The 19218-nt window shown below is 42.2% G+C and carries 13 protein-coding genes; 2 read left to right on the plus strand and 11 right to left on the minus strand.

Annotation, left to right across the window (positions count from 1 at the left end; all coding sequences use genetic code 11):
- Positions 1-121: 121 nt before the first annotated feature.
- Positions 122-697 carry a hypothetical protein gene (locus IQ264_RS24690; RefSeq protein WP_193983854.1) on the plus strand — a complete coding sequence of 192 codons (576 nt, stop codon included), beginning with the start codon at positions 122-124 and terminating at the stop codon, positions 695-697.
- A 9-nt stretch (positions 698-706) separates the two neighbouring features.
- Positions 707-3082 carry an ATP-binding protein gene (locus IQ264_RS24695; RefSeq protein WP_193983856.1) on the plus strand — a complete coding sequence of 792 codons (2376 nt, stop codon included), beginning with the start codon at positions 707-709 and terminating at the stop codon, positions 3080-3082.
- Positions 3083-3100: 18 nt separating this feature from the next.
- Here the strand turns inward: IQ264_RS24695 and IQ264_RS24700 are convergent, their stop codons facing one another.
- From IQ264_RS24700 to IQ264_RS24750, 11 genes are all read right to left on the minus strand, one after another.
- A complete protein-coding gene (locus IQ264_RS24700; RefSeq protein WP_193983857.1) occupies positions 3101-3874 on the minus strand; it encodes a hypothetical protein in 774 nt (257 codons plus the stop codon).
- A 116-nt stretch (positions 3875-3990) separates the two neighbouring features.
- Positions 3991-4731 (minus strand): MOSC domain-containing protein, encoded by a 741-nt coding sequence (locus tag IQ264_RS24705; RefSeq protein ID WP_193983859.1) that lies wholly within the window; start codon positions 4729-4731, stop codon positions 3991-3993.
- Between the two features lie 26 nt (positions 4732-4757).
- Positions 4758-6977 (minus strand): AAA family ATPase, encoded by a 2220-nt coding sequence (locus IQ264_RS24710; RefSeq protein ID WP_193983861.1) that lies wholly within the window; start codon positions 6975-6977, stop codon positions 4758-4760.
- A 51-nt stretch (positions 6978-7028) separates the two neighbouring features.
- Positions 7029-8156, minus strand: coding sequence for a ParB/RepB/Spo0J family partition protein (locus IQ264_RS24715; protein WP_193983863.1), 1128 nt, complete (start codon positions 8154-8156; stop codon positions 7029-7031).
- Between the two features lie 59 nt (positions 8157-8215).
- The gene (locus IQ264_RS24720) at positions 8216-8578 is read right to left on the minus strand and encodes an RRXRR domain-containing protein (RefSeq protein WP_193983865.1); all 363 of its coding nucleotides are present in this window, start codon (positions 8576-8578) and stop codon (positions 8216-8218) included.
- Positions 8579-8785: 207 nt separating this feature from the next.
- Positions 8786-9586: a ParA family protein gene (locus IQ264_RS24725; protein ID WP_193983867.1), complete on the minus strand. Its 801-nt coding sequence runs from the start codon at positions 9584-9586 to the stop codon at positions 8786-8788.
- Positions 9587-9767: 181 nt separating this feature from the next.
- Complete coding sequence (gene ptsP / locus IQ264_RS24730; protein ID WP_193983869.1) at positions 9768-12260, minus strand: phosphoenolpyruvate--protein phosphotransferase; 2493 nt, start codon at positions 12258-12260, stop codon at positions 9768-9770.
- A 30-nt stretch (positions 12261-12290) separates the two neighbouring features.
- Complete coding sequence (gene dhaL, locus IQ264_RS24735; RefSeq protein WP_193983872.1) at positions 12291-12929, minus strand: dihydroxyacetone kinase subunit DhaL; 639 nt, start codon at positions 12927-12929, stop codon at positions 12291-12293.
- A gap of 1 nt (position 12930) precedes the next feature.
- Positions 12931-14004, minus strand: a complete 1074-nt coding sequence (gene dhaK / locus IQ264_RS24740; protein ID WP_193983874.1) for a dihydroxyacetone kinase subunit DhaK — start codon at positions 14002-14004, stop codon at positions 12931-12933.
- A 46-nt stretch (positions 14005-14050) separates the two neighbouring features.
- Entirely contained in the window at positions 14051-16741 is a 2691-nt protein-coding gene (locus IQ264_RS24745; RefSeq protein ID WP_228061793.1) for a colicin uptake protein, read from the minus strand.
- 558 nt (positions 16742-17299) lie between these two features.
- On the minus strand, positions 17300-18892 hold the full coding sequence (locus IQ264_RS24750; RefSeq protein WP_193983876.1) for a hypothetical protein: 1593 nt from the start codon (positions 18890-18892) through the stop codon (positions 17300-17302).
- Positions 18893-19218: the final 326 nt, after the last annotated feature.

Below are 19218 nucleotides of genomic sequence, written 5' to 3' on the forward strand. Positions count from 1 at the left end.
TGTGCCGTTTTATGATTCTAGCTACTTTGTAATGGCTTTCTTATTGGAACGAAGGAATTACTATCCTCGGCTTCTTGAGTGCCATTTTATCCTTCTAGGCTAGTGCCATTTTTTCTTTCAAGTGGCAAATCGTGCCATTGATGTTAAAGTTTATCCGGGACGGGCGAGTGTCATTGACTTTAGCCAAACCGATGAGGTGATTGGCTATGTGTTGATTGCTGACCCCTCTCATCTGGTGTTCGGTACAGATACAGAATTATCAGGCGGTCGTGCTAAAACTATATTCTTGCGCTCGATTCTACCATTGCGCTTTCCTGGTGCTACTACCGCTAACATCACCAGCCTTTCTATCAAAACAATGGATTCCCAACACAGACAACGACTTTATACTTTTAACGTAACACTCGCTAATAATCGACCAGAGCAATTAGGAATTCAGATTGCTACAGTTCCATCTGCAAATAGGCAAACTTTGGATATTAGTGCTGGTCAAACTATTACAGCATCAGATGTAGAAAGAGGCTTGAAAATTGCTATCCAAAGAAGGTACACCACAGCTAACGACCCAGTTGTTTATCAGGTGCAACGGTTTTTAGACAAATTGAAAAATCACAATCTATCACCAACCGATGCTGCAATGGAGGTAGGAATAGATTTTTCAGTGCTTATTGAACTTGTCAAGATTGCTCGAGAGTAAGGGTTTTTCATGTTCAAAAAGAATTCACAGCCTGTATCGCTGCGTTTACTCTTAACAATTCCCTTGGCTCTTGTAATTACCCTATCCGTTGGATTAACTGGTTGGATATCTTTAATTGTCAGCAAGCAGACAATGAACGATTTAGTAACACAGTTACTTCAACAAGCAACTCAACGTATCTGCGAACCCTTAGAGTACTTCGATACTTTCCCAATTGCCGACCTGATAGCTCAAGAAAGCGGACAGTCAATTTTGAATAATTTACAAATCAGTCCTCACAGTCAAACTTTTATCCTCACTCGTTCTGGAAACATCATTGCCTACTCTACTTCTGCTACAACATATCTTCCCGATTATCTAGCAACTGAACAATCAATTCATCAGCAAAATCTCATTAACTATTCAGTTCAATTTTTACTCAAACATTTCCTTAATCTAGCTGCTATTACCAAAAGCGAGACGCTGACTTTTACTGCTAATGGCGATAAGTATTTACTTCAAGTCGAACCTCTTTTTGAGTCCGATGTTGGTAATGAATACAATATAGATTGGTTAATTGTTGCTGTCGTCCCGGAAACTGATTTTATCAACCAGGGGAACGCCAACACTCGCATCATGTTGGGACTTTGTTTTCTGGCATTGATTCTCTCTATTTCACTCCTTTTATTGATTTCTTGGCGAATTGAACTCAAACTACAGCGATTAATTGCCGCTACCCAAGCAATTGCTGCCGGAAACCTCAACCAACAGGTACTCGGAAGTAATGTAGTCGAACTCGAATACTTGGCTCGTGCTTTCAATCAAATGAGCCAACAATTACAAAAGTATCGTTCTCAATCCGAACACTACTCTCGGATTTTGGAACTGAGGGTCGAATCTAAAACTCGCCAACTCAAACTGAAAAACCGGGAACTCAAAAAAGCAAAAAAGGCAGCTGAAGCCGCTAATCATGCTAAAAGTTCTTTTCTGGCTAATATGAGTCACGAATTGCGAACGCCGCTCAATGCAATTCTTGGCTTTAGTCAACAGATGGCTCGTCACCAACAAACGACTCCCGCTCAACAATTGAGTCTAAATATTATTAATCGCAATGGCTCTCATTTATTGAAACTGATTAATAATATTTTGTCTCTTTCTAAAATTGAAGCGGGTGAAATGAAGTTGGATGAAACTGCCTTTGACTTCTATGCTTTACTCGATGATATTGAGCAGATGTTGTTGCTCAAAGCTAAGGCTAAAGGTTTGCAATTAATTTTTGACCGTTCGGAAAAAGTCCCACAATATATCCGCACTGACGAAAGTAAATTGCGTCAGATTTTAATTAATCTTTTAGAGAATGCGATTAAGTTTACTTCTTCCGGTAGCGTCACGCTTCAAGTTAAAGTGACTGACCGTTTATCTCCTTCTTCCCACCAGCATTCATTAACAGCTAAAGCTTTACTTTTTTGGATTAGCGATACAGGTTTCGGTATTGCTCCCGAAGAATTGGGGTCTTTATTTAAACCTTTTGTCCAAACCCAAACGGGTAGGCGCTCTCAAACTGGAACTGGATTGGGATTGCCAATTAGTCGTCAATTTATTAAGTTGATGAGTGGCGATATTCGAGTGAAAAGCAAATTAGGAACAGGAACCACTTTTCGGTTTTATATTCGAGTTGGTTTGGCTGATGCTTGGGAAGTGGACAATCACTTCTCATCTCCTAGAGTTATTGGTTTAGCTCCCAATCAACAAAAGTACCGCATCTTGGTTGTTGACGACCAATGGGAAAATCGGTTGCTTTTAAGTGAGTGTTGTCAGGAAGTAGGTTTTCAAGTTTGGCAAGCATCTAACGGTAGGGAGGCGATTCAGTTGTGGCAGCAACATAAACCGCACTTGATTTGGATGGATATTCGGATGCCAATAATGGATGGCTATCAAGCAACTCAATTCATTAGAAAACAGCCAAATGGTGAACAGACAGTGATTATTGCTTTAACAGCTAGCGTTTTTGATGTGAAGCGGGAACAAGCTTTTGATGTCGGTTGCAATGACTTTGTGGCTAAACCTTGTCCAGAGGCGGTGATTTTTGAGAAGATGGCACTTCACTTAGGTGTTCGCTACCTCTACGAAACTCAATCTTTCCTTCTCCAGCAGCATCAGTTAGTTCCACAACTGACTGCTGAATCGCTTTCTGTGTTGCCTCAAGGATTGCTCGTTCAACTTCATCAAGCAGCGGAGCTTGGGGATGACCAAAAGGCTAAACAACTTATTGAGCAGATTCCAGAGTTTTACAATCCACTCAAGATTGCACTGGCTCAATTGGTGGAAGAATTGCGATTGGATACTATTAGCGACCTTACGAAATTTTCTGTTGGAAGCGAGGGATTGACTGACTCACCGGGTTAAAAACAAAGTTACTCACATTTAAGCATCTGTTTTTTTTCTGGGATTGAGAACAGTATCGATCGCTTTATCAATTAATTCAATCGATTCCTCACCTGGATAACTAGATACAGGGGTTTTTCTGTTGGTTAATTTTGGTGGTTTAGTGCCATGTTTTTCGGTGTAGTACTCATCAGCAAAACTTTGGATTAGCTGGATTTGGTCTGGGTTACTTTTAATGCCCTTTTCTTTTAATCTTTCTGCTACCGTCCAAGCTTTCTTTGTTTTAGTGTTAGTTTTATTGTTAGTTTGATTATTAGCTTCAGTTTCTGGTGATGAACCATTACTCCCTTGGGCAACATCGGCTAAATTATCTGGTTGTCTAAAGTAGTCTTCTAAAATTGGAATAACCGAACGATACCACTTTAACTGTGGCCCCTGCCATTTGTTAGTTTTGGAAGTAGCGAGCAAACTGATACCGTGTTCAGAACCAGCTTCCGTGAGTATCCAGATTCGCTTTTCGTCGTTTTTTTCTTGGTATCCCAGCTTAACTAATGCCGTGTTTACTTGCTCCGGCTTAATTTTAACCGTTAAGTTTTCTGTTAATAGCGTTGCTAGTTCTGTGGCACTCATTCCTTCTTCTGGTAGTGAGTGAGTTGCACCAATCAAAGATTTAGCTAATTCTGCTATTTCTTTGAGTTCTGGGTACATGGTGGCTAAAGCATTGAATTTGAATTGAGCAATTGCGGCATTACTCAGTCTGGTATTTAAGAGCCAGTTAGATAGTTGGTCGATGGTTTGGATGGCTGTTGCCACCTGTTCGGGAGAAGGGATGAGGCAATAAAAAGCTTTTCCTCAGATTAAGCTCTTAGTGTGATTATAGTCCAGCCTGCAAATAAAAAATTTATTTTCTCGTTTTATTTCTTCTAGATTCAAAAATTCCCTAGTTCATGAAATTGAATTGAAGCCCAATAAGCATCTATGTCTGCAATTTTACATTGCTCAATTTTAACTCCTTCTGCTAATAGCGCTCGCTCTTGCTCTATTACATATTCAAATAACAAACGACCATCTGCTCTCACAATCCGATGGATTGGTAACTCAGAATTAGCTTTTTTGAGGAAGGTTGGAATAGCACGAGCATAAGCTTTAGACACTCCCATCGCCATCAATAAGTCAGTAGTTTTTACAACTTTTCCAGATGGAATTCGTTGTACGAACTCAGCAAATCGCCCTTTGGCTTCATCAGGAAGAGGTTTGAATTGATAAGGTGCTAATGTTATTTCATCCCCCGCTAAAACTTGTCCATCTCTAACAATCATTCCCAGAAAACCTCGCTTTCCCTTAATTCTTTTGGCTAACCCAGGCTGAAGTTCATTTAAATAACTACAAGGTTCGCAAGGCAAAGTTAATCGAATCAAGGCTGATGAGCCTACTTGTAAAACTGTTCCTGATGAGAATTGTTCTATAAGAGTATCAACTAACAAATTTTCTTTTAACTCACCTGGCTTTAAACCAAATTCAGTTAGAGTTGAGGTACTCGCAATTAACACTTGACGCGGGTTTCCAGGTAACGCATTCACATCACCTAAAATTCCATATCCTCTTTGTAGGTTTAGTGTTTGAATCTCTTGCACTCTGGCACCAGGCTTATCTTTGATAAAGAGTTTCACTACTCTTATAGAGCAATTGTTATGGCTCATAGGCTAGCTTTAACAAAAACAACAGTTGTTGACCAAGGTAATGTTTGGTGGAGTAAGTAGCGGGTGAATAACTCTTGTATTTTCCCAACTTCCTTTTGAGATAAAATTTGAGCTAAACGTTCTGCTAATGTAGGGCGAGAGGAATTAGAGTTAATAAACCAGCGTTCTAATAAGCTCGGTGTAATATGCAAATTCGTTTGTAAATGTTCGGGAAAAATTTCTACCGTTAAACCAACAGACAAAAAAGCTTTCTGCAAATCTTCCACATCCCAGTTAACCATTGAATCTGATGGGTCTGCATAAATGCTTTCTTCCGCCATTACCAACCGTTCATACAAAGAAGGCTCAAACTGTTTCGGGTCTAGCCAACGGTAAAGACGTTGCGTATGACGCGGTACGCTTTCTGCTAACACTAAAACACCTGATTTAGGTAGTAATTCAGCTAATTTCTGTACGGCAATATTTTTATCTGGTTCTTGTGTTAGTACGTTACGTCCGATGATGTAGTTAAACTCTACATTGGCAGCTTCGACTGTTAGGACATTTGGTAATTCTGCTAAAGTCGATGTCAGCACAAATGGACGGATTAATTCTGGTAATGCAACTGCAAGTTCTTCTAATGCTGAGGCTTCTTGTGGAGTGCGAACGCAAGCATAAACACCACCTTCTGGTACTTGGCGAACGGCTTCCCAGGTAAGTAATCCACTACCTGCATTGAGGTCAAGTATTACATGATGTCGCTGGAGTTGAACTAAACTAAAAATGCGCTCGCGTACCTTCGCCAATTGTTCTCCAACTTGAGATAAAGTACGCTGCAACCAGCGTTCGGTTGCCTTGTCAGTTGTCCCATAAGTCAGTACTTCTGCTGGTGCTATTCCCATACCTTCTAAGGAAGCAGCTAGTTGTGCTTCTCGACGACGTGCAACAGTCGAAGCGATTCCTGCTTCAAATCCTTGAAGTGAAGGTTGATAAAATACTTGTCCTTGCAAGCTGGTGGGTAAGTATTGTTGAGCTACCCAATGGTCGCGGTAAGCGTGAGGATATAAATAACCTGCACCATGTCCAAATCCTTTTTTATCTCGATTAGCATCTTTTAAATGATTAGGTACTTCTGCTTCTTTTTCCTTTTCCACTACAGATAAAGCATCGAAAAATCCCATCACGCTATTTGATTTGGCTGTATTTGCTAAATACAAAGTGGCTTGTGCTAAATGGTAGCGTCCTTCTGGCATTCCTACTCGGTCAAACGCTTCGGCACAAGCATTCACTACTACTACCGCATTGGGGTCAGCAAGTCCTACATCTTCGCTGGCTAATATCAACATTCGCCGAAAGATAAAACGGGGGTCTTCTCCGGCATAAACCATTTTGGCTAACCAATACAATGCGGCATCTGAGTCAGAACCGCGTAAGCTTTTAATAAATGCACTGATGGTGTCAAAATGTGCGTCTCCTTCTTTATCGTAGAGAACTGCTCTTTGCTGGATTGATTCTTCTGCTACTGAATCGGTAATGTGAATGATTCCTACTTTATCTGCTGGTGTAGTTTCTACTGCTAGTTCTAAAGCGTTGAGTAAAGAACGAGCATCGCCATTGGCAACATTTACTAAATGTTCTACAGCATCGGATTCTAACTTAATTTTAAGTTTGCCATAGCCGCGTTCAGAATCATTGAGAGTTTGCTCGATAATCCGGTGTAAATCTTCATTGTCGAGCAGTTTGAGTTGAAAAATTCGCGAACGGCTAACGAGTGCTTTGTTGACTTCAAAGTAAGGATTTTCGGTGGTAGCGCCAATCAGGATAACTGTACCGTTTTCTACCCAGGGCAATAATGCGTCTTGTTGGGATTTATTGAAACGGTGTACTTCATCGACAAACAGAATAGTGCCTTGGGAGTACTTTTTTTGTGTTTCTTGGGCTGTGGAAATGGCATCTCTAATTTCTTTGACTCCTGAAAGTACGGCGTTGATGGCAATAAAGTGAGCTTTGGTGGTGTTGGCGATGATGCGTGCTAAGGTGGTTTTGCCCGTACCCGGTGGGCCTGAGAAAATTATTGATGATAGTTGGTCGGCAAGAATGGCACGACGCAATAAGCGTCCTGGGCCAATGATATGTTCTTGACCGATAAATTCTCCCAGGGTGCGCGGTCGCATTCTGGCTGCTAGGGGTGCTTCGGTTAAAGCAAACTGTGGTTGATTTTGAGCGAATAAATCCATAGCCTAATCCTAGCCATTTTCTCGTTATGTTCGCTCATATCAAACAGTAATTTATTGTGGTGACAACATGGATTCTATTTCATGTAACTTGGAAGCAAGAGCAACTTTTAGTGCTTCCAATTCTTGTTGTTCCATATTATCGATCGCTATTTCTTGTACTTGCCGAATCATACTTGTGGCACGAGATGGCGTTGACCCTTTTGCTTGTTCTTTTTGATAACTGCTAATCTCTGATGAAACTAATGCCCTAGTTTTAGCCACAGATAATTTTTCTTGCAAAATTCGCTTAACTAACTTGGCTCTAACTTTTTTAGCCTCTGCTTCCTTGATTCCCAACGCTTTGGCATTACAACGCTGCACGGCAATTGCCTGTATTCCTCCCAGTCCTTGAGTACGCATAGCTTGTTTTAAATCTGCTGCTAATCCCAGCATGGGAAAAATATTGGTATTTATGGAAGCTGGGTTTAATTGTAAAGATAGTAATACGCTAAGTACGCTCTTTTCTGATGAGTTGAGTTCTAATTCGGCTAAAACTTCTTGTTGTGACTCTGGGCTAACTACTACTATTTCACTAATTTGATTCGTTTTTCCTTGTCTTTCTAGTCGTCGGACTGCGGTTCTTAAGATGCGAGGAATATCTTGCTCGTTTAAATTACTTGTCTGAGCTATTTCTTTGATTAACGCTTCTGCCATATCTAGCGGATTTAAGTTTTCCCGATGCAAGTTGGCAAGGAGAACGCGACGGTGCAACGCTTCGGGACAAGGGATAATTACTGCTTTTATCGTACCCCACTGCAATTGCAAAGCCGCACGCCAACGTCGTTCTCCATCAAATAGTAGATACCGTCCATCTGGTTGTTCTATGAGGATAATTGGTTCCTGCTGTCCGTCGCTAGCCAGGGAAACCATCATCCCGTTAATACTTTCCGGTGAAAATGTCTGTCTCGGTTGGTCTGGGTTAGGATCTATCTGCTCCACTGATATGTCTATTACACCCCCTGATGTGAGAGTTGAACGCAATTCTTGGACTTTGGTTTCAACTTGTTGAGAGCCAACGGAACGCAATTGCTCTATTTCGGCTTGCAGTTCGGTTATCTTAGTTTCTAAGGCGTGGACTTCTTGGGAATATTCCGCACCAGAAAACAGATTGGATAGGTCTATTTGTGGTTTTTTACTCATGTTTAGTCGTGTTATCAGATAGCGGAAAAATAGAGTGGTTCGGAGTAAAAGGTAGTTTTTCAGAATCCATGTTTTTGAGCCAGAAAATCACGGATATCTTGATTTCCTTTGGCTTGGTTGCAGGGATGACAGGCTAACGTTAGGTTAGAAACTCGGTCAGAGCCACCTTGTTTAAGTTCCATGCGGAACACAATACTTTCTCCGCACTGGATGGCAAAACCTGTCCACTCGGAACCTGGGTCGATTTTGAGGGTGTATTGCTTGGGTTTAGGATTTTCAACCTGACTTTGCAGGATTAGGACGTAAGGGTATTGACGAATTGGTTTAGCTTTTCCTTTAGACTGCAATTCCCTTGCTCTGGCAGGATGTACCTGGTCTAATGGCACTCTATCAGCATTCAAAACAAACACATAATTTTGCATTTCTGCGCTCCTTAAGGGTTAAGTTTGCATCGACATTGCTTGCAGGCTTGTCATGGGTTACGGTGTTGCATCATCACGACCTTGATCATGTTCCTTCCCCGACGCTTAGGACTTGCCCGATCCTATTAAGTCATCACCTACAAGCATTCATCTAGCGTAGCTGGGTACTCTGAATTCCTGCATTTCCCTCCGAATTACTCCGGTTCGTTAGCTACTCTTTGATTTCTTGAGCAGTTGAGTAATTTTGGTCACTATTGGGGTGAAATCTTTGCAAGCTGGATGTAGGGGACGATAAAGGTGAATTGGTAATCCTAGTGCAGAAGCATTCTTGAATTCTGATGAAAAACGAATTGCTTGGAAGCAGTGAATGGATAGTTTGGATAGTTGTGGTTCTAGGGAAGCTAAGATGTTGCGGTGAATGGCGATCGTCTTGTCGTATTGATTAGGTACAAATCCTAATATCTGCGGTTCTGGTTTGAGTCTCAGGCGACGAGAGTTGTGGTAAAACCATTCTATGAGTTTACCTGCTCCATCTGCTGATTTTGGCTCTACTTGGATCGGAACTAGTAGATGTGTACAAGCAGAAAGGGCGATTAAAGGTAATGGGCCTAATGTGGCAGGACAGTCGAAAATGAGAATGTCTTGAGGTAATGGATAATCTGATAGGCGATCGCCAAGTAAATAAGCACCCCGTTCGTGCAACACTAACTCGTTAATAGTTTTTACTAATCCCATTTCTCCTTGTACGGCTACTACGTTTTTTACCTCGTCTGACCATAAGGGAGTAGTTGGCCAGTTTCCCTGGAAATCGTCTTGCAATACAGCGGCAATGGTTTGGTCGGGATGGGGTCGGGGTAATCCTCCCATTAAGGAACAGGAACCTTGCGGGTCTAAGTCAACAAGGGCTACACTGAACCCAGCATTGCCTAATAAATAAGCCAGATGCACGGCTAGGGTGGTTTTCCCACTACCACCTGCGTTGGAAAGGAGCGCTAGTCTGATTGCCATATACTAACTAACACCACGATTAACTTTGTTAGTTTAGCATCAGCGTGGAATAATGTTATCCCACAAGCGAATTTTTGACCTAACATCCGACAAAGAAATTGGATAAAAAAGGCATTACTCGTCCACCACTGCCAAATTCAGTTGTGTGATATCTTTGGGAAAAAGCCATCAGCCATCTTCTTTAACCAGAAGAAAGTATTGCTCTTACCTGAGCGACAGAATTTTGTTGTAATGCGCGGACAGCCAGTTCCTCAGATGCAGCTACACTTAATTGAGAAATCACCTGTTTAATTATGGGAATAGTTGGAGGATTAACACTCAACTTATCGATTCCCAAACCTAATAAAATTGCTGTAGCAGCACGCTCGGCAGCTAGTTCCCCGCATAAACTCACCCAGATTCCCGCCCGACGAGCAGCTTGAACTGTTTGTTGCACCATGAGTAACACAGCCGGGTGCATCGCATCAGCCAAAGCAGCGACTTGTGGGTGAGTGCGATCGCTAGCCATCACATACTGACTCAAGTCATTAGTCCCGATACAAAAAAAATCTACCTCCGCTGCTAAGCGATCGGCAAGCACAACCGCTGAAGGTACTTCAATCATAATCCCCAAAGAGATTGTTTCCGCAACCGGAATATTCGCTTGGCGTAGTTCCGACTGCATTTCAAAAATGATTCCTTTGGCAGCTTTCACTTCCTCTACAGTAGCAACCATCGGTAACATAATCTTGATATTATTCCCGACGCTGGCGCAAAAAATTGCCCGCAACTGAGTTTTAAACAAATCCAGATGATTGAGACAAAAACGAATGCCGCGACAACCTAAGAAGGGGTTAGTTTCTGGAACTGTTGAACTCAAGTAAGGAAGTAGCTTATCACCGCCGACATCGAGAGTGCGAATAATCAATGGGCGCTGCTCTAATTTTTGCGCGATCGCCTGATAAACTGCTAATTGTTCCTCTTCGGTTGGCGGGTTGCTTCGTCCCAAATAAAGAAACTCTGTACGCAACAACCCCACACCCTCAGCGCCGTTAGATAAAGCTGTTTGTACATCAGCTATGCTACCAATATTAGCAAATACACTCACTCGCCGACCATCACGGGTAATAGCTGGTTGCTGTGCTTTAGCCAAAGCTTCCTGTTGAGCAGTTCGCCACGCTTGGCGCTTTGTTTCCAGCAACGTTAAGATATCCGCTTCCGGTTCTACCCAAACCTTACCCATTTCACCATCTAAGCATAAGAGCGTCCCATCTTCCACTTGTAAAATCTGGGCATCCACGCCTAAAACTGCGGGAATGCCTAAACTTCGGGCAATAATTGCACTATGGGATGTAGGACTGCCGGAAGTAGTACAAATGCCAACAATCTTTGTGGGGTCTAGCTTAATGGTATCCGTTGGAGTCAGATCGGTGGCTACCAAAATCGCAGGTTCTGGTAAAGTCAAAGCAGTAGCAACAGCATTTCCTAACAATCGCAGCACTCTTTGCCCTACATCCACCACATCATTAATTCGTTCTTGCAGGTAACTATCTTCCAGGGCGCGGTAACTTGCTGCAATCTCATCTACTACAGCTTGCCAAGCCGCTTCTGCATTGATTTGTTGTTCTCTGATGCGCTGATGAACTGCTTCCAATAACACTGGATCGGCTAAAAATAGTAAATGAGCATCAAAAATACTGGCTTGAGCATCACCTATTTGCATTGATGCTTGAGAAAGCAAAGTCTGAACTTCTTGTTTAGCAGTTTCAAGAGCTTCGTGCAAACGTTGCCATTCTGATTCAACATTATCTATATGATATTGAGTAGGGGTAAAGATGGTAGGTTGATAGTGGACAACCGGAGCGATCGCCACTCCATCAGAAGCAGCAATCCCTGATAGTTCCTTGATAGATTGTGGAGTTGCTTTGTTTTCTACTAACGATGGTGAAGTCAAACGATCTTCTGCTTCACCAAAATTATGAGCAATTAATGTTTTTAATGCAGTCAATACCGCATCTGCATCAACACCAGTAGCCGAAATAGCTAATTCGTCTCCTTGACGTACTCCTAAAGTTGCTACTTGGTTAATACTATCACCACGTACAGGTTGCGTACCTCTGGTTAAATTCTGCACCCAAACTTGCGCTGGAAATTGGGCGACTGTACTTACAAACTGAGCGGCTGGACGGGCGTGTAATCCAAAGCGATTATTGATAGTTAGACGAATTTCTTGAGTTGCCGTTTCTAGTTTCGCAATCGGTTGAGTATTGTTACTATTATCTATTGTTATCCCCAATTGACTTGCTTTGGCTACTAATGCACCTTGAGCTTCTGCGATAACTTGCTCAATATTACTACCAGATGCTGCTGCAACTACAGCAGCGATCGCACCTTCTACCAGAGGTGCTGCACATAAATATACTTTCTGCCTTTGTGCTTCTGGGAGAAACTCCAGTGCCATTTCTGCACTCATCACAGCACTACCCAGATCCATTAATACTAAAACACCATCATCGCTGAATACAGAAGCGATCGCCTCTTGAACCTGAATCGGATCTGTACCCAGTGGGTTATCATGATCGGCAATACCTGCGGCAATAGCTAGAGGAACTGTACCTTGAACCATCTGTGCTGCCAATTCTTGCACGCCAAGGGCTAGTTGTTTACTGTGAGAAACAATGACAATTCCAACCACGATGATACCTGCAACTATGTTGAGAAGCTTTTACTCTGTTTCTTCTACTACCACCAATAAACTCTGCAACATCAAATAAGCAGAAGTTGCCCCTGGATCTTGATGTCCTCTGCTTCTTTCGCCTAAATAACTAGCCCGTCCCTTCCTCGCTAACATTGGTGTAGTCTCTTTCATTCCTTGTTGGGCCACCGCGACAGCCTGTTGTAAAGCTTGGCAAATATTGTTTCCCTCACCCACCGCTTCCTGAAATTTCACTACTGTTGGAGATAGCACATCTACCATTGTTTTATCTCCCAGTTCTGCTTTACCCCTTTGCAATACGCCTGCTAAACCTGCTTGCAATAGTTCTAGAATATCCGGCTCAGTTAATTCTTGTTTGCCAGCTACAGCAGCACTTGCCCGTAAAAACCAAGTTCCATACAGGGGTCCGCTTGCACCACCGACGCTGGAAATCAGAGTCATGCTGACAGCTTTGAAAATGCTACCGATGTCTTTATCTGCCAGAGTTGGTAACTGACTGCTGACTTTTTTCCAACCGCGAGCCATATTAATGCCGTGATCGGCATCACCGATCGCTGCATCTAATTCGGTTAAATATTCTTGATTGAGTTCTATTTTGTCAGCGAAGACCTGCAACCATTGTAGAATTTGTGCTTGAGTAACTGTCATCTTAAATCCCCCAGCGCCAACTTGGTGTTTTCACTGGTGCATCCCAGAGTCGGATCGTTTCATCATCTAGCTTCAACAAAGTTATGGAACAACCTTGCATATCTAAAGATGTCATGTATGACCCAATCAAGTTTCGCACAATTTGCAATCCTCGTTGTTGACAGATAGCAGTTAATTCCTGGTAGACAACATACAGTTCGGAAACAGGAGTACCACCCATACCATTAACGAATGCTAAGAGTCGATCGCCCGATTGTAATGGTGGATTGGTTAGTTCCACATCTGCCCATTCGCCTAATTTTTCATCCCACTCGCGCACTGTCCGGCTATAGCTGGTGTCGTCAATGATAGATTTTGCCAAAATGTTGGTAATTTCGGCTGCTGACTTTAAGTTAATGCGTTCTCTACCCGGTTCACCATGAATCCCGATGCCAATTTCCATTTCCCGATCGCCTAATACAAATGTCGGGCTACCTTTTGCTGGTGTGGTACAAGAGCTGAGGGCAATTCCCATACTACGCCCATTCACGTTCACTCGTCTGCACAAATCTGCTATTTGTGACAGATCATATCCTTGCTCGGATGCTGCACCACAAATTTTTTCCGCCAGTACTGTTGTCCCCACACCCCGTCGTCCTTGAGTATAGAGACTGTCTTTCACCGCTACATCATCATCTATCAAAATATTTAACACCCGAATACCCTGACTGCGGGCTAACTCCGTTGCCATTTCAAAGTTCATCACATCGCCACTGTAGTTTTTGACAATGTAAAGCACACCTGTGCCACTATCTACCTTTTGGGTAGCAGCAAAGATTTGGTCGGGGGTAGGCGAGGTAAAAACCTCTCCCGGACAAGCCGCATCCAGCATTCCCGTACCGACAAAACCGCTGTGCATCGGCTCATGACCGCTACCACCACCAGAAATAATTGCTACCTTTCCCTGTATTGGTGCATCAATGCGGTAAACAAAAGTGGGATCGTATTCCACTTTGATTAAGTCAGCATGAGCTTGTGCCATTCCTGCTAAACTTTCTCTTACAAAGTCTTCTGGCTTATTGATCAGTTTTTTCATCACAACCTCTTTCTGTTGGGCAGATTCTACAACTAATTGCTAAGTTTCATGTTTCTCGATCGCTTCTTGGTAATTGCTGTGTTTGAGAAGTAACAGGACTAATCAAACCTTGAGCCGTACTAAATAAATTAATTGGATTTTTCCCATCAGTAATTAACACACTTTGTAGACCTAATGATTGCAAAAGTCGTGCTTGCATTTCTGGGCCAGCTTGCGCCATTGCTTGCAAGGTTTCGGGACCGAGCGCTTCTACTTTTTGTCGGAATTCAAGACTAGTAATTTCCGCCATTCTTTGGGCTTTTTCCAGCTCTAAATTATTCAAACTTTGTTGATGAGCTAATTCTGCTTCTTGTTTAGCTCTCAATTGAGTCAATTCTGTTTCATAGCGAATTCGCGCCGCTTCTGCTTCTTGTTGAGCTAAATTAACAGCTAATTGACCTTCAATTCTTGCCGCTTCTGCTTTTGCTCTCGCTGCTGCGGTAGCTTGACCTGTAGTTTCGATCGCAGAGTTTTCCGCTTGCAATTCTAACAGATTTCTCCGTTCCGCTTCGGCTGCACCTTTATCAACAATTGCCTGCCTTTCTAACCTAGATTTTGCTTCTTGTTCGATCCGTTCGGCATCATGTCTAGCAGCAGCTTCTTGAGCATCAGTAGTAATTTGAATCGCAATTTGTACCGACTTTTGCAAACTTTTCAAAGTTTCTTCATCTACGGGTTCTACTGACTGAATATCAACGTTAAAAATCACCAAATTATTGGTTCTAAAACGGAATTCTTCCCGCACTCGACCTTCGGGATCTGTACCAAATACAGCAGTACGAATAATCCGGGCAGAATTGCGGTGAAACTCGTCAAATTTGACACTGGCTACTGCACCCCGAACGCGAGATGCGATCGCCTTACAAGCAGTATCTACAAAGTCAGGAACTTGAAAAAGTTTTGCCGATGCTTGTTCATCATCTCGATTAACATCAAAATACCAATTATAAGATAAACGTAACTGAAGTCTGGCATGATCTGATGTTTCAACTGTGAACAAATCAGTCATAAAATCCGGGCCTAATAACAAGGCTAAAGTCTTAATTACATGAGGTCTTTTTGGTACGCTACCGGATAAACTCAACACCGTAAAAGCTTCATCTGGCCCCAGCATTACTAAGTCTGGGCCAAATACAGTTCTGGCGGTTCTTTCCTTATATTCATGTATTTGTACAGCGGCATTTTGGGGAACATGGAAAACTACAGCCCTAGTTTTATTTCGTTCGCTTTTTGTCTCAGATCTTGAAGAAATTTCTGATATTTGATTTTGGCGATCGCCACTTTTGTTAGTATGATGTCTTCCCCTTTCCGAAACCGGATCGTTTTTAATTGCTAATAATTCTTCCACAATTGGTGGCAATTCTTTTTCCCACAGTTCTTCATAAGGGCTGAGCATATAAGCTTGCGGGCCACTAACAACTTTCACTTCACCTGTTTGAGTATCTCTAATATAAATTCCTTCATTCTTATCCAAAGGAATTGCTTGACGTTTTTCAACTACTTCTACTTGCACAGGAGGGATATAATCTCTTGGCCCTGCAATCATCCACATATCCCCAGGTTGACGTTGAATTAAATTATCACCTTCACCCTCACTAAAAGCTTCTTTAGCTTTTAACAAAAGTGCTTCCTGTTCCCCCAAAACATAAACTTTTTGAATCCCCTTTTCCAGTGATTCACCTGGATGTAAGAAAAAGGAAATTCTCCCCTGTCTCACTTCTTGCATTCCCAATTGTGGTTTACCATCTTCATCAATTGGGTTAAGAACAATACACCATTCTCGATCGCCCAAAGTGGTAATTTCGACTTCTCCCACCACCTCTTCATAAATATCAGGAATATGTATTTCTGCCTGTTCAAAAGTAACTAACCATTCATCACCTGCTTTACGTTGCCGACCAAAAACATCAGTAAAAGTGCGTTTAGCTTTCAAATGTAAGGCTTTTTTTTCGGTCAGTATGTAAGCAGCAATAATGCCAATTACTTCCTCATCTACTCCAGGTAAATAAGCACCTTCTTCTCTCACTAACCATTCTTCACCTGCTCTTCTTCTGATACCTTGGCGATCGATACAATTCTGCCTTGCCATCAGTCGCAAAGCTTGATTTGGTTTAATTACTCTAGCAGCTATTTTCTCTAAAACTTGCACTTGAATCCGAGGAATATAAGTCGCTGGCCCTTCAAATAACCACTCATCTCCAGCTAAACGGTTGATAGTTTGGGTTTCACTTTCTCCATCGATGGTAACAGTAATCGAATCAGTAAAATCGCGTTTAGCTAATAGACGTAATGCTTGATTTCTCTCGACAACTTGCAATTGTGCAATTTCTTCCGCTAGTTGTTCGCCTGGATAAAGGGGAAAAGGTTCTTGTGCAAAGCGAATTTCTGCATCGCCATAACGAAGTTTAATTTGTCCGTGTTCGTCAACAATAGGATTACCATTTTCATCACGAAGCACCGGATTAGCAACAATACAATAATATCGTGGTGGTACAATAATCATTGGTTCCGGTTTTAATATTAACCGTTCGTGATCGCGCAAAGTAATAGTTTGTGGGCCAACTTCCAGTCTAGTCACCCCACTATTGTTATCTAAAACGTGAATAAATTGCTGTGGTTTTAAGCGAATTATGCCGCTAGCAATTCCTGGTAATTCGGGTTTGTTTTCTGTAGTGCGATCGCTTATATTCATAGCCATCTTTTCCAAGTAACTCAACACTATTTACCTGGGATAAACGCGATTATTTCCTCTGGCGCTTTTCTTTTTCTAAAAAAGCGAAAATAACGGTATCCTTGCTAATCCCGCTCAATTCTAACCGCCAGATTTCAGCAATAGCTAACTTGTAATACAACTACAATTTTCTATGAAATTCTTTACGGTTAATTTACTAAAGATGCCAATAGTGATACATCTCCATTAATTCTGGGATGACTTTTTTCAGAGACAATAATTTGGATTTTTCGGTTTCGTTCAAATCTTCTTTCTTCATGAGTAATCGGCTTCTTCTGCTCTCAATCCACCAAAACTGCCGCCTAATTTTTCCCACCCTTTAAATGGGTTATTTCATCAATTTCTAATCTTTTTAATTGGCTGGGCTTTGACATCAATAAATCTGCCGATCTAATATGGTTTCAATTTCTGCTGGACTCATTCTATTTCTTCTTCCGGCATTGACTACATTTTGCTAACTATTCGTCAAGATTTTGAGCAAATTTTGCAGCTAATAAATTAGGAGATGAAGCTTAATTGATGAATTCAGAGATTCTCTGGCAAATCAAACAGATTGCCCTGTCCACAGTTACCATTGATAATCTCTAAGAGTGCAGCACGTTCAGTTTCGTTAAAATGCCATCGCCATACCCAAAGCGTCCGCATTTGCCCGTATTTTTTGGCGATCGCTTCCCAATCCGCCTGACACTGGATCGCTGCCAAAAGTTTCGCTATTTGACGTGGTTCCTTTGTTTGATTGTACCCCCTAGTACCTGGATACTCGGCTGGCAATTGGATCGACGTATCATCTGAAAGTTTCAGAGTGATAGCACGAGGCGTATTGTCCTCTAACACCAAACTAGATTCCCCAGAGGCAGGTGAAACTGGTGAAACCAGATGAAACTGAGGTAAAACTGAAGCGGTTTCAGGTTCAAACCCTTGATTAGTAAGAGTTTCAGTCGGTAAACCCGTTGAAACCCAATCTTGAGAACTAGAGACTAAATCTGTTTTTTGAGTTTCTTGGTTTCCTTCACAGCTATGAGAGGCTGAAACAGTTGGTATTAGGTGATTAGAGCCAGAAACTGAATTTAGTTTCTCATCAGTTTCACTATCAACGACAACTTCAGTGTCAGGAGGCATATCGTCACCACCTGGATGATTTGGGCAATCGCCAGGGCCATTGTCAGGTGGATCTGTGTCGTCGGGGTCAATACCAAACAACTCAACTGGGATTAACCACGCCTTTTTCATCTTCTTTTGCGGGGGGTTAGGTTTAAGCAACCTCCCTTGGGAATCGTATCCTGCCGTTAACAAAGCTCGCTTGTAGGCTAAAACTTCATCTCGTGAAGCATCAAAACGGACAGAGCGATCGACTATGCCACCTATCTTAAGTAAAGTAGCTTTCAGCGACTTTTGATTGTAAGTAGCAGGTCTAAAAGCTTTTTGTACCTCACTCCAAACACTCGCCGGATGAATAGCTACCCACTGTACACCGTCGTCATCAGTCAACAAACGCTTATCCCAACTACCAACTTCGTCTTTGCCTTCCAACGCCTGAATGCAGCGAATAAAATCAGCTAATGGATTGCCATTATTCTCTTCATCATTCTCGATCGGTGTTAAGTTATCCAAAGCCCAAATACGGGGTTGTTCGTTTCCCCCTACCAGTTCAATTACCTTTTGGGCATAATAGACAATCAGTGCCAAATTCCAAGCAATACGTTCGTGTGCTAAAGGTAATCGCGCCAAAAATTCACTGCAAATAGCATTAATTTCCTGGGGATGATAGCCAATTCCAATTAAAGTGGAAAAGGAACCGGAAGCTAATTTCATCGCCTCCTTCAGCTGAGGAATCGCTACAGTGTCACCACCTGGATAAAAAGGAACTCTGGCAAACCGAGTAAAAGCCGCATCGTGTTCGCCGCCTAGTATATGGTTACTGGTAAAGCCTAAAGGACTATGCGGCGTTTGACGATTTCCCCTGACTACACGCGGTTTGGCGTTGTACATCGCCTTACAAAATTCGTCCAACTCTCTAGTACTGTCGCCGTTGCGTGGCGGATCGTCCCAGATTACGGGTAAACTACCTGTTTTACTCAGGTGTTCGTAGACAGCAGAGATGGTAACTTTGCTAATCATTCCCAAAGATGCCCAGTTTGTCCCAACTAGAGAAAGTGCGGCTTCTAAGGCAACGGTTTTTCCCGTACCAATAGCACCATAGGCATTAAGAATCGGGAACCGTCCTTCTTTATCTAAGATTGTTTGAAAATGAAGCCCAGCAATTACCCAACCACAACAAAGTAAAAATTGATTGATATTATCTGCACCAAAAACAATTGGTTCTTCCGTACTTACTGTGCTAAATTATTAGGGAAGTGTTAAGCATCAAAGAGATGAAGAATAGATTACTGACTAAGTTGCTAAACCTACCAGGAGTTATAGTAGAAGAAAGTCAAGAAACAGAA

This window comes from [Phormidium] sp. LEGE 05292 (assembly GCF_015207735.1).
Lineage (GTDB): Bacteria > Cyanobacteriota > Cyanobacteriia > Cyanobacteriales > Aerosakkonemataceae > Floridanema.

Coding starts and splice junctions, on each gene's coding strand:
- IQ264_RS24710 (WP_193983861.1), bottom strand. CDS start 6,977: ATGGATTTATTCGCTCAAAATCAACCACAGTTTGCTTTAACCGAAGCA.
- IQ264_RS24715 (WP_193983863.1), bottom strand. CDS start 8,156: ATGAGTAAAAAACCACAAATAGACCTATCCAATCTGTTTTCTGGTGCG.
- IQ264_RS24745 (WP_228061793.1), bottom strand. CDS start 16,741: ATGGCTATGAATATAAGCGATCGCACTACAGAAAACAAACCCGAATTA.
- IQ264_RS24725 (WP_193983867.1), bottom strand. CDS start 9,586: ATGGCAATCAGACTAGCGCTCCTTTCCAACGCAGGTGGTAGTGGGAAA.
- dhaL (WP_193983872.1), bottom strand. CDS start 12,929: ATGACAGTTACTCAAGCACAAATTCTACAATGGTTGCAGGTCTTCGCT.
- IQ264_RS24695 (WP_193983856.1), top strand. CDS start 707: ATGTTCAAAAAGAATTCACAGCCTGTATCGCTGCGTTTACTCTTAACA.
- IQ264_RS24720 (WP_193983865.1), bottom strand. CDS start 8,578: ATGCAAAATTATGTGTTTGTTTTGAATGCTGATAGAGTGCCATTAGAC.
- dhaK (WP_193983874.1), bottom strand. CDS start 14,004: ATGAAAAAACTGATCAATAAGCCAGAAGACTTTGTAAGAGAAAGTTTA.
- IQ264_RS24750 (WP_193983876.1), bottom strand. CDS start 18,892: ATGATTAGCAAAGTTACCATCTCTGCTGTCTACGAACACCTGAGTAAA.